General features: G+C 69.0%; 16 protein-coding genes. 7 read left to right on the top strand and 9 right to left on the bottom strand.

The features are described 5' to 3' along the window. Positions 1 to 4: 4 nt before the first annotated feature. Both ABTX78_RS02885 and ABTX78_RS02890 read left to right on the top strand, forming a co-directional pair. Positions 5 to 895 (top strand): AzlC family ABC transporter permease, encoded by an 891-nt coding sequence (locus ABTX78_RS02885; protein WP_352205484.1) that lies wholly within the window; start codon positions 5 to 7, stop codon positions 893 to 895. Then, positions 892 to 1,200 carry an AzlD domain-containing protein gene (locus tag ABTX78_RS02890; RefSeq protein WP_352205047.1) on the top strand — a complete coding sequence of 103 codons (309 nt, stop codon included), beginning with the start codon at positions 892 to 894 and terminating at the stop codon, positions 1,198 to 1,200. Before ABTX78_RS02885 ends, ABTX78_RS02890 begins: the two co-directional genes overlap by 4 nt. Before the next feature lie 47 nt (positions 1,201 to 1,247). Here ABTX78_RS02890 and ABTX78_RS02895 read toward each other — a convergent pair whose 3' ends face one another. Next, entirely contained in the window at positions 1,248 to 2,180 is a 933-nt protein-coding gene (locus ABTX78_RS02895) for a hypothetical protein (RefSeq protein ID WP_352205048.1), read from the bottom strand. 79 nt (positions 2,181 to 2,259) lie between these two features. Between ABTX78_RS02895 and ABTX78_RS02900 the strand changes: the two genes are divergently transcribed. The 4 genes from ABTX78_RS02900 (at position 2,260) to recX (ending at position 5,871) form a co-directional block, all read left to right on the top strand. After that, positions 2,260 to 2,454, top strand: a complete 195-nt coding sequence (locus tag ABTX78_RS02900) for a DUF3046 domain-containing protein (protein ID WP_352205049.1) — start codon at positions 2,260 to 2,262, stop codon at positions 2,452 to 2,454. 61 nt (positions 2,455 to 2,515) lie between these two features. Continuing rightward, positions 2,516 to 3,946 (top strand): AI-2E family transporter, encoded by a 1,431-nt coding sequence (locus ABTX78_RS02905; protein WP_502993743.1) that lies wholly within the window; start codon positions 2,516 to 2,518, stop codon positions 3,944 to 3,946. Positions 3,947 to 4,164: 218 nt separating this feature from the next. Next, complete coding sequence (gene recA, locus ABTX78_RS02910; protein ID WP_352205050.1) at positions 4,165 to 5,295, top strand: recombinase RecA; 1,131 nt, start codon at positions 4,165 to 4,167, stop codon at positions 5,293 to 5,295. Positions 5,296 to 5,298: 3 nt separating this feature from the next. Further along, positions 5,299 to 5,871 carry a recombination regulator RecX gene (recX, locus tag ABTX78_RS02915; RefSeq protein ID WP_352205051.1) on the top strand — a complete coding sequence of 191 codons (573 nt, stop codon included), beginning with the start codon at positions 5,299 to 5,301 and terminating at the stop codon, positions 5,869 to 5,871. Between the two features lie 175 nt (positions 5,872 to 6,046). Here the strand turns inward: recX and ABTX78_RS02920 are convergent, their stop codons facing one another. The 8 genes from ABTX78_RS02920 to ABTX78_RS02955 form a co-directional block, all read right to left on the bottom strand. Next, entirely contained in the window at positions 6,047 to 6,442 is a 396-nt protein-coding gene (locus ABTX78_RS02920) for a rhodanese-like domain-containing protein (protein ID WP_352205052.1), read from the bottom strand. Then, positions 6,439 to 6,954: a cupin domain-containing protein gene (locus ABTX78_RS02925; protein WP_352205486.1), complete on the bottom strand. Its 516-nt coding sequence runs from the start codon at positions 6,952 to 6,954 to the stop codon at positions 6,439 to 6,441. The genes ABTX78_RS02920 and ABTX78_RS02925 overlap by 4 nt, the downstream gene beginning before the upstream one ends. A 250-nt stretch (positions 6,955 to 7,204) precedes the next feature. Then, positions 7,205 to 7,291 (bottom strand): putative leader peptide, encoded by an 87-nt coding sequence (locus tag ABTX78_RS02930; RefSeq protein ID WP_311605579.1) that lies wholly within the window; start codon positions 7,289 to 7,291, stop codon positions 7,205 to 7,207. Between the two features lie 32 nt (positions 7,292 to 7,323). Continuing rightward, positions 7,324 to 8,919, bottom strand: a complete 1,596-nt coding sequence (locus ABTX78_RS02935) for an FAD-dependent monooxygenase (protein WP_352205053.1) — start codon at positions 8,917 to 8,919, stop codon at positions 7,324 to 7,326. Between the two features lie 165 nt (positions 8,920 to 9,084). Continuing rightward, positions 9,085 to 9,999 (bottom strand): amino acid ABC transporter permease, encoded by a 915-nt coding sequence (locus ABTX78_RS02940; protein WP_352205054.1) that lies wholly within the window; start codon positions 9,997 to 9,999, stop codon positions 9,085 to 9,087. Beyond that, a complete protein-coding gene (locus tag ABTX78_RS02945) occupies positions 9,996 to 10,661 on the bottom strand; it encodes an amino acid ABC transporter permease (RefSeq protein ID WP_352205055.1) in 666 nt (221 codons plus the stop codon). The genes ABTX78_RS02940 and ABTX78_RS02945 overlap by 4 nt, the downstream gene beginning before the upstream one ends. Before the next feature lie 77 nt (positions 10,662 to 10,738). Beyond that, on the bottom strand, positions 10,739 to 11,578 hold the full coding sequence (locus tag ABTX78_RS02950) for a glutamate ABC transporter substrate-binding protein (RefSeq protein ID WP_352205056.1): 840 nt from the start codon (positions 11,576 to 11,578) through the stop codon (positions 10,739 to 10,741). Between the two features lie 50 nt (positions 11,579 to 11,628). Beyond that, positions 11,629 to 12,414 carry an amino acid ABC transporter ATP-binding protein gene (locus ABTX78_RS02955; RefSeq protein ID WP_352205057.1) on the bottom strand — a complete coding sequence of 262 codons (786 nt, stop codon included), beginning with the start codon at positions 12,412 to 12,414 and terminating at the stop codon, positions 11,629 to 11,631. Between the two features lie 262 nt (positions 12,415 to 12,676). Between ABTX78_RS02955 and ABTX78_RS02960 the strand changes: the two genes are divergently transcribed. Continuing rightward, positions 12,677 to 13,381 (top strand): response regulator transcription factor, encoded by a 705-nt coding sequence (locus ABTX78_RS02960; protein ID WP_352205058.1) that lies wholly within the window; start codon positions 12,677 to 12,679, stop codon positions 13,379 to 13,381. Positions 13,382 to 13,386: the final 5 nt, after the last annotated feature.

The following is a 13,386-nucleotide window of genomic DNA, read 5'->3' on the forward strand; positions in this document are numbered from 1 at the left end:
GGAGATACGCACGACACCCCCAGAGCCCCCGTCCAAGCCGGACTCGGCCGTCGTCCGGGACGCGCTGGGCGTCGGCATCGCCGTCGGCCTCTCCGGCTTCGCCTTCGGCGTGACGTCCGCGGGCGCCGGACTCACCCTGCTCCAGACCTGCGCGCTGAGCCTTCTGGTGTTCACCGGTGCCTCGCAGTTCGCGCTCGTCGGCGCGATCGCTGCGGGCGGCAACCCGCTCGCCGCCGCAGCGGGAGCGTTCTTCCTCGGTGTGCGGAACGCTTTCTACGGGCTGCGGCTGTCGCAGCTGCTCGCCCTGCCGCGCTTCGTACGTCCCTTCGCCGCGCACTGGGTGATCGACGAGACCACGGCCGTCTCCCTCGCGCAGCCGACCCGGCGGGCCGTACGGATCGGCTTCACGGTCACCGGTCTGACGCTGTACGTGCTGTGGAACCTGACCACGCTGGCCGGCGCGCTCGGCGCGGAGGCGCTCGGCGACACGGATGCCTGGGGGCTGGACGCCGCCGGACCCGCCGTGTTCCTGGCGCTGCTCGCACCCATGCTGCGGACGACCACCGAACGCGTCGTCGCCGGGCTTGCCGTCGTCCTGGGGCTCGGGTTCCTGCCGGTGCTGCCCGCCGGCGTCCCGGTGCTGGTGGCGGCGTTCGCTGCGCCCGCCGTGCTCTGGCTCAAGGGCCGGGGGCTGCTCGGGCGCAGGGCACAGGAGAACGACGTCGCGGCGAGAGCCGCCGTGCCGGCCGCCTCAGCGAAGGCGGACCCTGCCGGGAGGGGCGCGGCTGAGGCAGACCGTACCGAGCGAGGCCGTGACGCGTCCGGCCGTGGTGAGTCCGGCCCTGGTGAGACCGGCCGTGGTGAGTCCGGTCGTACGAAGGGAGACGACCGATGAGCATCTGGATCGCGATCGCAGCCACCGCCGTCGGCTGCTACCTGGTCAAGCTGGCCGGTCTGCTTGTGCCGGCCCACACCCTCGAGCGCCCGGTCGTCCAGCGGCTCGCGGCCCTCCTGCCCGTCGCGCTGCTGGCCGCCCTGACCGCCCAGCAGACGTTCAGCGAGAACAGCTCCCTGGTCGTCGACGCCCGCGCGGCAGGCCTCGCGGCGGCGGCGGTCGCGCTGATCCTGCGGGCGCCCTTCCTGATCGTGGTCGGCGCCGCCGTGGCGGTCACGGCGGGCGTGCGGGCACTCGGCGGGTGAAGCGGGGGCGGCGAGTGCGGCGATGAAGCGGGCTGCGGCCCGCGCGGTCAGCCGATCGCGCGGCCGTACGCCCGCAGCGTCCGCGCCTCGATCGTGACGAGCGGACGGGCCTCCAGGGCGGTACCGGGTGCCCACTGGCGCCAGTTCACGGGCCAGCCGCCGTCCTCCTGCTGCCTGCTCTCCAGGTGGTTCAGCGACCGTTCCATCTCCTCGTCCGTGAACCAGCGTCTGGCCAGGGACTCAGGTGTACGGGCGTAGTCGTGCGGGAAGTGGTGCTCCCCCGGCGCATAGCCGTCGGCGACCGGGAACGCCTCGATCCGCGCCGGGTCCAGCACCGCCAGTCCCTGCTCGCGCACCAGCCGCCCGAGCCGGTCGGCAGCGGCCTCCGCCCGGACCCGGTCCGGTACACCCTCCAGGAAGGTGATCGCGGCCTCGATCTCGTACGGATGCGACTTCTCCAGAGCGTCGACGGCGGTCCAGCAGTAGTCCGTGGCCCGGAACAGCCACGCGTGCCAGACCTGGTTGCGGTGCAGCAGCCCGACCACCGGTGCCGTCGTGAGGAGTTCGCTCGGCGGGTCGTCCACCACGGGGACGAACGGCGCCGACGGATAGCCGCGCTGCGAGGGATGGACGGCGGGAAGCGCACCGTCCGGGGTCGAGACATCGGTGAGATAGCGGCACATCCGCTCGGTGCGGAGCCCGCCGCAACGGCCGATGGAGTCCAGGACGCGCAGGGCGTGTGCGGTGTGCAGAGGCTGGCTCACGGGCCCGCGCAGATCCGGTTCGAGGGCGTGGCCGTAGCCGCCGTCCTCGTCGAGATAGGCGGCCAGGGCGGTCTCTACGGCGTCAGAGCTCCCTCCCAGGAAGTGATAAGCGAAACGCCGCTGCTCCAGGACCCGTGCCGTGAGCCAGACGAACTGCTCGGCGCGGGCGAGTGGTGACGCGGGAGAGGGCACAGGAGTTGCTCCGGTTCCAGCCATCCTCCGACGGTAGGGCGGAAAGAGCTTTCGGCATGCGGGACGGACGATGCCGCACCCCCGGGAGCGGGATAATGCAGTCATGCGGTTGACGATTTTCTGGGAGCGGATGGCGGACCACTTCGGCCCTGCCTACGCCGACTCCTTCGCGCGCGACCATGTGATGACCGAGCTCGGAGGGCGTACGGTCCACGAGGCGCTGCAGTCCGGCTGGGAGGCGAAGGACGTCTGGCGGGCCGTGTGCGCAGCCATGGATGTACCTGCCGACAAGAGGTGATTCATGTGATGGACATCCGGGCGGCCGACCAGCGGCCGCGGCTGTAGGCGAGACTGAGCCCGTGGCCCAGACCGACGAGAGCGACCAGGACAGAACCGAGCAGGGCACGCCCGCGGGAGGCGCGACTCCTCCGCAGGTGCCGCCGGGCCCGCCGGTGGCCGGATCCGCCGGTTCTGCCCGGATGCCCCGCTGGCTGCCGCGCGCGATGGTGCTCGGGCTGACGCTCTACGCCTGCTTCCAGCTCGGCAGTTGGGCCTTCCATCAGCTCATCGGGCTGCTGATCAACATCCTGATCGCCTTCTTCGTGGCGCTGGCGATCGAGCCCGCAGTCGGCAGGATGGCCGCGCGGGGGATGCGGCGAGGACTCGCCACCTTCCTCGTCTTCATCGCCGTAATGATCGCGGGAGCCGGCTTCGTCTTCCTGCTCGGCTCGATGCTGGCCGGTCAGATCATCCAGATCGTCGAGGACCTCCCCCAATACCTCGACTCGGTCATCAAGTGGATCAACGACACCTTCAGCACCGAGCTGTCCCGGGTGGAGGTCCAGGACAGCCTGCTGCGCTCCGACTGGCTCCGCCGTTACGTGCAGAACAGCGCGAGCGGCGTGCTGGACATCTCGGCCACGGTGCTCGGCGGTCTGTTCCAGGTGCTGACGATCTTCCTGTTCTCGTTCTACTTCGCCGCCGACGGACCCCGGCTGCGCCGCGCCCTGTGCTCCGTCCTTCCGCCGGCCAGGCAGACCGAGGTGCTGCGGGCGTGGGAGATCGCCGTCGACAAGACGGGTGGCTACATCTACTCGCGCGGCCTGATGGCACTGATCTCCGGCGGCGCGCACTACATCCTGCTGGAGATCCTTGGGGTGCCCTACGCCCCGGCGCTCGCCGTGTGGGTCGGCCTGGTCTCCCAGTTCATCCCGACCATCGGCACCTACCTCGCGGGCGCGCTGCCGATGCTGATCGCCTTCACCGTGAACCCCTGGTACGCCCTGTGGGTGCTCGGCTTCGTGGTGGTGTACCAGCAGTTCGAGAACTATGTGCTGCAGCCGAAGCTCACCTCCAAGACGGTCGACATCCACCCCGCGGTGGCTTTCGGGTCGGTCGTGGCCGGCACGGCGCTGCTGGGAGCGGTCGGTGCCCTGGTTGCGATTCCTGCGGTCGCCACGCTCCAGGCGTTCCTGGGTGCCTATGTGAAGCGGTACGAAGTGACCGACGACCCGCGGGTGCACGGGCATCGGCACCGCGGCGGCCGGACCCTCCGGCGGATGCGCGATGTGCTGGGCAAGAAGCGGGATGCTCCGGGGGCGGGGAAGAACGCGCCCGCGGAGGCCGCGCACGAGGCCGAGCCGCCTGCGGAAGCTGCGCAGGGCGGGGAGCCGCCCGCCGCTCAGCCACCGGCCGCCGGTTCGGCCGGCGCCGACGGTCCCTCGGCAGGGGGCCCGTCCGGCGAACCCGGTGCGAAGCCCGGCACCGACGACCCCGACCGTCCCGCCTGACGAGCGCTGCCAGACAGGGTGCAGGCATGCCGGCCGGGCCGCGGGCGACGGTTCGTGGCGCGCTTGACACCAAAATCGAACATCCATTCTTATGGGATTCCGGTCGCGGTGACCCGGGAGTTGTCCACAGGCTGGAAGGACGTCGAGGCCCATTGTCAGTGGCAGGGGATAGCGTCTTTGACGTGAAGCGATCGACTCAAGCAAATCGGGTGGAACCCATGGCAGGAACCGACCGCGAGAAGGCGCTCGACGCCGCGCTCGCACAGATTGAACGGCAATTCGGCAAGGGCGCGGTGATGCGCCTGGGTGAGCGGCCGAACGAGCCCATCGAGGTCATCCCCACCGGGTCGACCGCGCTCGACGTCGCGCTCGGCGTCGGCGGACTGCCTCGCGGCCGTGTGGTGGAGGTGTACGGCCCGGAGTCCTCCGGTAAGACGACTCTCACGCTGCACGCCGTCGCCAACGCCCAGCGGGCGGGCGGCTCGGTGGCCTTCGTGGACGCGGAGCACGCCCTCGACCCCGAGTACGCGAAGAAGCTCGGCGTCGACATCGACAACCTCATCCTGTCCCAGCCGGACAACGGCGAACAGGCGCTCGAGATCGTCGACATGCTCGTCCGCTCCGGCGCGCTCGACCTGATCGTCATCGACTCCGTCGCCGCGCTGGTGCCGCGGGCGGAGATCGAGGGCGAGATGGGCGACTCGCATGTCGGTCTGCAGGCGCGGCTGATGAGCCAGGCGCTGCGGAAGATCACCAGCGCGCTGAACCAGTCGAAGACCACCGCGATCTTCATCAACCAGCTCCGCGAGAAGATCGGCGTGATGTTCGGCTCGCCGGAGACCACGACGGGTGGTCGCGCGCTGAAGTTCTACGCCTCGGTGCGTCTCGACATCCGGCGTATCGAGACCCTGAAGGACGGCACCGACGCGGTGGGCAACCGCACCCGGGTCAAGGTCGTCAAGAACAAGGTCGCACCGCCGTTCAAGCAGGCCGAGTTCGACATCCTCTACGGCCAGGGCATCAGCCGCGAGGGCGGCCTGATCGACATGGGCGTGGAGAACGGCTTCGTGCGCAAGGCGGGCGCCTGGTACACGTACGAGGGCGACCAGCTCGGACAGGGCAAGGAGAACGCCCGCAACTTCCTGAAGGACAACCCCGATCTCGCCAACGAGATCGAGAAGAAGATCCTCGAGAAGCTGGGCGTCGGCGTGAAGCCGGAGGCGCCGGCGGCCGAGCCCGGTGCGGACGCGGCGGGCAGCCCGGCTGCTCCGGCCGAGGACGCGGCGAAGTCGGTGCCTGCGCCCGCCACCAAGGCCAAGTCGGCCAAGACGGCGGCGGCCAAGGGCTAGCGCATGGCCCGGCGAACCGAATGGCCGGGCGACAGCGCCGACTCGTCGAGGGCCGAGAAGGAGCTGTCGCCCCAGGACCCGGCGGAGCGGGCGCGGGCGATCTGCCTGCGCCTGCTCACCGGGACGCCGCGCACCCGCAAGCAACTCGCGGATGCGTTGCACAAGCGGGAGATCCCTTCGGAGGTGGCCGAGGAGGTTCTCTCCCGCTTCGAGGACGTGGGCCTGATCAACGATGCGGCCTTCGCGGACGCGTGGGTGGAGTCCCGCCACCACGGCCGCGGGCTCGCTCGACGGGCGCTGGCGCGGGAACTGCGGACGAAAGGCGTGGAGTCGTCCCTGATCGACGAGGCGGTGGGGCAGCTCGACTCCGAGCAGGAGGAGGAGACCGCGCGCGAGCTGGTCGCCCGCAAACTCCGCTCCACCCGCGGCCTCGACCGCGACCGCCGCATACGCCGCCTCGCGGGCATGCTGGCCCGCAAGGGCTACCCGGAGGGCATGGCGCTGCGGGTGGTCAGACGGGCCCTGGAGGAAGAGGGCGAGGACGTGGAAGGCCTGGACGAGGGTGGGGCGTTCTAGCCTTCCCGCCCCGTGGGGGAGGAACTCACGCGGACCGGCCTACCATCCAGCCGGAAGCCGGAAGCCGGAAGCCGGAAGCCGGAAGCCGGAAGCCGGAAGCCGGAAGCCGGAAGCCGGAAGCCGGAAGCCGGAAGCCGGAAGCCGGAACTGGTGTGGCCGGCCTCCCCGTGCCGCCCTACACCTCGACCGGGAGACCAGCTGCCTTCCAGGCCTGGAACCCGCCGATGAGGTCCGTCGCGCGGTACAGACCCAGGTCGCGCAGTGAAGCCGCCGCGAGCGAGGACGCGTAGCCCTCGTTGCAGATCACCACGACCCGCAGGTCGTGGCTGACCGCCTCGGGTGCGCGGTGGCTGCCCTGCGGGTCCAGGCGCCACTCCAGCTCGTTGCGTTCCACCACCAGCGCGCCGGGGATGAGTCCGTCGTGGTCGCGCAGGGCGGCATAGCGGATGTCGACCAGCAGGGCGCCGTCCGCCGCTTCCGCGAAGGCCTGCTTCGGCTCGACACGGTCCAGTCCTTCGCGGACCCGCTCCAGCAGTTCGTCGATCCCGATCCGGTCGAACTGCTCACTCACTGCCAGTCCTCCGGGCTCTCGACCTGCTCGAGACGGAGCACCACACCGGTCCGGCTGAAACGCCGGATCAGCGGCAACGGCGGGTAGTAGGCATGGACCGAGACGGCATGCTCGCTCGCCGACTCGTTCAGCACCTCGTGCACATGGTGTGTACCGAAGGCGCGGCCCCGTCCGGCGCCCAACTTCCGCTCGCGGTCGACGCCTTCGTGCAGCTCCAAGGTCTTCCAGCCGCTCGCGGGCAGCCGTACGGCGAGCGAGTTCTCCTTCAGCTCACCTGCGGCCGTGGCGAACGCACCGAACGACTCGGCGTGGTCGTGCCAGCCGGTGCCCGTGCCGGGTGGCCAGGCGATGAGCCAGGCCTCGCTGCCGCCGGGTCCTTCGAGCCGTACCCAAGTACGGCCCTCGGGGTCGAGGGGCAGTGAGGCGATGAGGTCGGTGTCGGCGACGGCGTTCCGCACGAATTCGAGAAGCTCGGCCGCGGTCGGAGCCGACGGCTCGGCCACCACGTCCACCGAGGCCGGCGCGCTCTCGACCGGGGCGCCGGAGACGGACACGGCGGGCTCGGAGGCGGAGGTGCCGGAGACAGATTTGCCGGAGACAGATTTGCCGGAGACAGCGGTGGTGGAGACCGAGATGTCAGAGGCAGACGTGTCGGACGCAAGGGGGAGAGGGGTGACGACAGACTGGGACACGGAAACCGTCCTGGGAGTTCGCGGGAGCGCGCGCAGGCTCAGTGGGCCCGCGCGCTGGGGAAAGGCGAATTCAGCAGGAGGGTCGACACACGCAGCCCGCATAGCGGACGAGGTCCATATGGACCCTCCGCCACAGGCGCACATCGGTGTCGGTCACGTTCCGGAGTACACCACGCGGGTCCGCGACGGTCAATTGATGTCCGCGGTGCGGTCACTGCGCACCGATGACGGCGGGCCACCCCGCGCCGCGTCCGCCGCCGCGTACAGCTCGGCGGGCCGGACACCCGTGAACGCGGCGACCAAATGGCCGTCCGGCCTCACCAGCAGCACGGTGTGTGCCGAGGCGCCGGGATAGCTCTCCGTCACCAGCAGCTCGGCCCGCACGGGCAGAGCCGTCACCGCCGCCGCCAGGCGTGGCATCAAGCCCGCGCCCATCCAGTGCCGCTGGTCCCAGACCCCGGTACCCGGTGCGACGAGGACCACGAGCAACTGCCCGTCGCTCAGCCGGTCCCGCAGTCGCGCGCTCGTCCCGTCGGGCGTGGTCACCCGGACGTCGACGACCGGAGCGCCGGCCTCCGTACCGACGAGGGTCTGCGCAGGGGCGTATTCGGGCGCGAGAGGTGAGTGCGTGTAGACGGGGGGCGCACCGAGCGGGCCCAGCCCCAGATGGCCGTCCATGAGGAGGGCGTCGTGGCCGCGCGCCGCACCGGGCAGATACGAACGCAGCGGGCTACTGCCGCGCAGTATCGGCAGCGACTGATCCGCGGCCCGCAGCCGGGCGGCCACACACGACCGGCGCTCCGCCTGATAGCTGTCCAGCAGCAGTTCGGACCCGCCGTGGTGCCAGACGTGCGCCAGCTTCCACGCAAGGTTCTCCGCGTCCCGCAGCCCTTCGTCGAGCCCCTGAGTGCCCACCGCGCCGAGCAGATGTGCGGCGTCGCCGGCGAGGAAGGCCCGGCCCACGCGCCAGCGCCGGGCCAGCCGGTGGTGCAGGGTGTAAACGCCGGTGTCGATCAGCTCGTACGACGCCGTCCCGCCGGACCAGCCGGCCAGCGTGTCCCGGACCCGGGCGATCAGGGCGTCGGGGGTGACGAGCTCGCCGCGGGCCGGCAGCAGCCAGTCCAGCCGCCAGACGTCGTCCGGCAGCGGGCGCGCGGTGATCTCCTCGCCGCCCGTCCGCCACGGCGGCAGGCGGTGCAGCAACGCCTCGTCGGGCCAAGGGAGTTCGGTGCGCAGCGTGGCGACCGCGTGCCGCTCCACCGCCGTACGCCCCGGGAAGCGCACACCGAGAAGCTTGCGGACCGTCGACCGCGCGCCGTCGCACCCCACGAGATGGCTTCCGCGCCACCATGTCGCCTCCGGGCCACGGGTGTGGACACTGACCCCGTCGTCGTCCTGCTCCAGCGAGTCCACATGGCTCTCGGTCACGATGTTGATCAGCGACTGGGCGGCGACGGCGTCGCGCATTCCGCGGGCCAGGGAGTGCTGAGGGATGTGCAGCGGTGAGGGGGCGAAGTCGTCCCCCAGCGCGACCACGCGGACGTCCTGCTTCCGCCGCATCGTGCGCCAGCCGGCCCAGCGGGCTCCCTCGTCACGAAGAGTGGTGCAGCCGAGCCGTTCCATCATGGACGCGACATCGTGGCGCAGCACGACCGTGCGCGCGGGGCGGGGCTCCTCCTTACCGACGCTGTCGTCGAGCAGGACAGAAGGGACTCCTCGCTGGGCAAGGGCTACGGAGAGCGCCAGTCCCACGGGACCCGCGCCGACGATGATCACCGGGTCCACGGCGTGACTCCTCGGGCCCGGAGGGACGTGCGGAGAGGTGCGGTAGGAGCCCGGTGCGCGATCACAGAACGTATGCAACCTATTGCGCGTGCCCGCGTCAAGCGACCACGGTACGCAACGGAGGGCCCCGGCGAATTGCCGGAGCCCTCCGTGAGGTGCAAGCGGTCAGGCCTTGCTGACGGGACCCTCGGGCCCGATGTGATCCGGTCCGGGTGCGGCCAGATCCGCGATGGCATCAGCGCCTACTACAGCCCCCGTGCTCTTCTTGCGTCGCCGCAGCCTGCGCTCCAGCCAGCTCGCGAAGGAGGTCAGCGCGAAGTTCACGATGATGTACAGCACCGCGACGATCGTGAAGGAGGCGATGGTGTTCGCGCCGTAGTTCGCGCTCATCGGGCGGACCGATGCCAGCAGCTCGGAGAAGGTGAGCACCGCTCCGCCGAGGGCGGTGTCCTTCACGATGACCACGAGCTGGCTGACGATCGCCGGAAGCATGGCGGTCACCGACTGCGGCAGCAGCACGCTGCGCATCGTCTGACCCTTGCGCATACCGATCGCCTTGGCGGCATCGGTCTGCCCCTGTGGCAGGGACAGAATGCCGGCCCGGACGATCTCGGCCAGTACCGAAGCGTTGTAGAGCACCAGGCCAGTGACCACCGCGTACAGCGGACGCATGTCGCTGCTGATGGTCGTGTACTCCGAGTACACAGCGTTCGCGATGATCATCAGGATGAGCACCGGGATGGCGCGGAAGAACTCCACGACCGTGCCGGCGGGCACCCGCACCCACCGATGGTCGGACAGCCGGCCGATGCCGAACAAGGCTCCGAGCGGCAGCGCGATCACCAGGGCGAAAGCCGCGGCTTTCAGCGTCTCCTGCAGTCCCGGCCAGAGGTAGGTCGTCCAGGGCTGGGAGCTGGTGAAGAAGGGCTTCCACTTGTTCCAGTCGAGCTGGTTCTTGGCGTTGAGGCTGTCGTAGACCCACCACAGGACGGCAGCGAGCACGATGACGAACAGCACCGTGTAGAGGATGTTCCGCTGCTTGGCGCGGGGCCCCTGGGCGTCGTACAGGACGGAAGTCATCGCTTCACCGCCACCTTCTTGCTCACCCAGCCGAGGATCAACCCGGTCGGGAGGGTGAGGCAGATGAATCCGAACGCGAAGACGGCCGAGATCAGCAGCAGCTGTGCCTCTGCCTCGATCATCGTCTTCATCAGGTTCGCCGCCTCGAGTACACCGATCGCGGCAGCCACGGTGGTGTTCTTGGTCAGGGCGATGAGGACATTGGCCAGGGGGTTGACGACAGAGCGGAATGCCTGCGGAAGGATGATCATCCGCAGCACCTGCGTGAAGCTCAGACCGAGCGCACGTGCCGCTTCTGCCTGTCCGACGGGCACAGTGTTGATGCCCGACCGCAGCGCCTCACAGACGAAGGCCGCTGTGTACAGGGTCAGGCCCAGCACGGCCAGCCTGAAGTTGATGTCCTTGAAATCGCTGGCGCCGAGGCTCACCCCGAGCGTCTGGAAGAGGCCCAGTGAGGTGAAGACGATGATGATCGTCAGTGGGACGTTCCGGACCACGTTCACATAGGCGGTACCGAAGCCGCGCATCAGAGGGACCGGGCTGACCCGCATGCCGGCCAGCAGTGTTCCCCATATCAGGGAACCGAGGCCGGAATAGACGGCGAGTTTCACCGTCACCCAGAAGGCCCCCAGTACGTCGTAACCTTCAAGAAAGTCGAACACGATCTCCCGCGCTTCCGCCTGTGGGAGGGCTAGGCGCGCCGCCTTCCTGGGCGGCGCGCCTCGTCAGCCCTGCTGCACTACTTGACGACGTTGCCGACCTTGGGGGCCGGCTCGTACTTGTAGTTGGCCGGACCGAAGTTGGCCTTCACGGCCTTCTCCCAGGAGCCGTCCGAAACCATCTTGGTCAGTGCGGCGTCGATCTTCTTCTTGAGCTCGGCGTCGCCCTTCTTCAGACCGATGCCGTAGTTCTCGTTGCTCATCTTGAAGCCCGCGAGCTTGAACTTGCCCTGGAACTCCTTCTGAGAGGCGTAGCCCGCGAGGATGGAGTCATCGGTGGTCAGCGCGTCGACCGCCTTGTTCTCCAGGCCGGTGAGGCACTCGGAGTAGCCGCCGTACTCCTGCAGCTGAGCCTGCGGCGCCAGCTTCTCCTTGACGTTCTTCGCCGAGGTCGAACCGGCGACGGAGCAGAGCTTCTTCTTGTTCAGGTCCGCGGGGGACTTGATCGAGTTGTCGTCGGCGCGGACCAGGATGTCCTGGTGGGCCAGCAGGTAAGGGCCGGCGAAGTCGACCTTCTGCAGTCGCTCGTCGTTGATCGAGTAGGAGGCGACGATGAACTTGACGTCACCGCGCTCGATCGCCGTCTCGCGGTCGGCGCTCTTGGTCTCAGTGAACGTGATGTCCTTGGCGTCGTAGCCGAGTTCCTTGGCGACGTAGGTCGCGACGTCGACGTCGAAGCCGGTGAACTTGCCGTCCGGGGTCTTCAGGCCGATACCGGGCTGGTCGATCTTGATACCGACCTTGATCTTCCCACCCGAGGCGCCCGAGTCGCTGTCCTTGTCGCCGGACCCGCAGGCGGTGGCGGTCAGGGCGAGCGCCAGGACGGCGGCCGAAGCGGCGGTGACCTTGCGAAGCTTCATGGTGACTTCCCTTGAGTTGACGCGATGTAAGTGGTTCAGCTGAGCCGGGCTCAGTGGTGCAGGATCTTCGAAAGGAAGTCCTTGGCGCGGTCACTGCGCGGGTTGCTGAAGAAGTTGTCAGGGGTAGCCTCTTCGACGATCTTGCCGTCTGCCATGAACACCACACGGTTGGCCGCCGAACGCGCGAAGCCCATCTCGTGCGTGACGACGACCATGGTCATGCCGTCCCGGGCGAGTTGCTGCATGACTTCCAGAACCTCGTTGATCATCTCCGGGTCGAGCGCGGACGTCGGCTCGTCGAAGAGCATCACCTTGGGGTCCATCGCCAATGCGCGGGCGATGGCGACACGCTGCTGCTGACCACCGGAGAGTTGCGAGGGGTACTTGTCCGCCTGGTTGGCCACGCCGACCCGGTCGAGCAGGGCGCGAGCCTTCTCCTCGGCGAGCTTCTTCTCCATCTGGCGAACCTTGAGTTGCCCCAGCATCACGTTCTCGAGCACCGTCTTGTGCGCGAAGAGGTTGAAAGACTGGAAGACCATCCCGACGTCTGCACGCAGCCTGGCCAGCTCCTTGCCCTCGTCGGGCAGCGGCTTGCCGTCGATCGAGATCGCGCCCGAGTCGATCGTCTCCAAGCGGTTGATTGTGCGGCACAGGGTCGACTTGCCGGACCCGGAGGGCCCGATGACAACCACGACCTCGCCACGGGCAATGGTCAGGTCGATGTCCTGGAGCACATGCAACGCGCCGAAGTGCTTGTTCACGTTGCTCAGCACGACCAGGTCGCCCGCTGCGGGTACGGCGTCCTCGGCGCCCTTGGTCACTGAAACTCCGCTCATCGGCTTCTTGCTCCGTCCTCCTCGGTTGGGAGGGACCTTAGTCACGCACCGCGACCAGCGTCATTACATCTGAGCGGAAATTGAGCATAACGATCCGGCCGCAAACGGACACTATGTGTGAACACGGTGACGCAGGGCGTACCGTCGGCGTACCGGGTGGGTAACGGAACGCGTCGGGCATGGGAAAGTCTCTTGACTGTCCGCCCGGGAATAAGCCTTGATGCCCTGGTACGCCGGAAGACCGCACGACCGAAGGGGGGCCATGAGGCTGCTGCTCGTCGAGGACGACGATCATGTCGCCGCCGCCCTGTCCGCGGTGCTCGCCCGGCACGGTTTCGACGTCGTGCACGCTCGCAACGGCGAAGAGGCTCTGCACGCGGTGCTGCCCGCGACGCACCCCGACAAGCCGCCGTTCGGCGTCGTCCTGCTCGACCTGGGGCTGCCCGACCAGGACGGCTACCAGGTGTGCGGAAAGCTCCGGAAGATCACATCGACTCCGGTGATCATGGTGACCGCCCGCGCCGACGTGCGCTCTCGTATCCACGGCCTCAACCTCGGCGCCGACGACTACGTCGTCAAGCCGTACGACACCGGCGAACTGCTGGCCCGTATTCACGCCGTCAGCCGGCGCAAGTCGGGCGGCGATGAACCTGCGGTGGCCGTCGGTGACGAGGCGCTGCGGCTCGGCGCTGTCACCGTCGAACTGTCCACCCGGCGCGTCAGCGTCGACGGCGCTCCGGTGCAGCTCACCCGCAAGGAGTTCGACCTGCTGGCGCTGCTCGCCCAGCGGCCGGGTGTCGTCTTCCGCCGGGAGCAGATCATCAGTGAGGTCTGGCGCACCAGTTGGGAAGGCACCGGCCGCACGCTCGAGGTGCACGTCGCCTCCCTGCGCTCCAAGCTCCGGATGCCCGCACTGATCGAGACCGTGCGTGGCGTCGGCTACCGCCTGGTCGCCCCGGCCGCGTAACCCCT

It is taken from the genome of Streptomyces sp. NPDC096193, assembly GCF_040302905.1.
Classification (GTDB): Bacteria; Actinomycetota; Actinomycetes; order Streptomycetales; family Streptomycetaceae; genus Streptomyces.

Excerpts from the sequence above, each read along its gene's own strand:
- ABTX78_RS02955 (WP_352205057.1), bottom strand. The coding sequence starts at position 12,414 with ATGAGCGGAGTTTCAGTGACCAAGGGCGCCGAGGACGCCGTACCCGCA.
- ABTX78_RS02950 (WP_352205056.1), bottom strand. The coding sequence starts at position 11,578 with ATGAAGCTTCGCAAGGTCACCGCCGCTTCGGCCGCCGTCCTGGCGCTC.
- ABTX78_RS02940 (WP_352205054.1), bottom strand. The coding sequence starts at position 9,999 with ATGACTTCCGTCCTGTACGACGCCCAGGGGCCCCGCGCCAAGCAGCGG.
- recA (WP_352205050.1), top strand. The coding sequence starts at position 4,165 with ATGGCAGGAACCGACCGCGAGAAGGCGCTCGACGCCGCGCTCGCACAG.
- ABTX78_RS02900 (WP_352205049.1), top strand. The coding sequence starts at position 2,260 with ATGCGGTTGACGATTTTCTGGGAGCGGATGGCGGACCACTTCGGCCCT.
- recX (WP_352205051.1), top strand. The coding sequence starts at position 5,299 with ATGGCCCGGCGAACCGAATGGCCGGGCGACAGCGCCGACTCGTCGAGG.
- ABTX78_RS02890 (WP_352205047.1), top strand. The coding sequence starts at position 892 with ATGAGCATCTGGATCGCGATCGCAGCCACCGCCGTCGGCTGCTACCTG.
- ABTX78_RS02895 (WP_352205048.1), bottom strand. The coding sequence starts at position 2,180 with ATGGCTGGAACCGGAGCAACTCCTGTGCCCTCTCCCGCGTCACCACTC.
- ABTX78_RS02960 (WP_352205058.1), top strand. The coding sequence starts at position 12,677 with ATGAGGCTGCTGCTCGTCGAGGACGACGATCATGTCGCCGCCGCCCTG.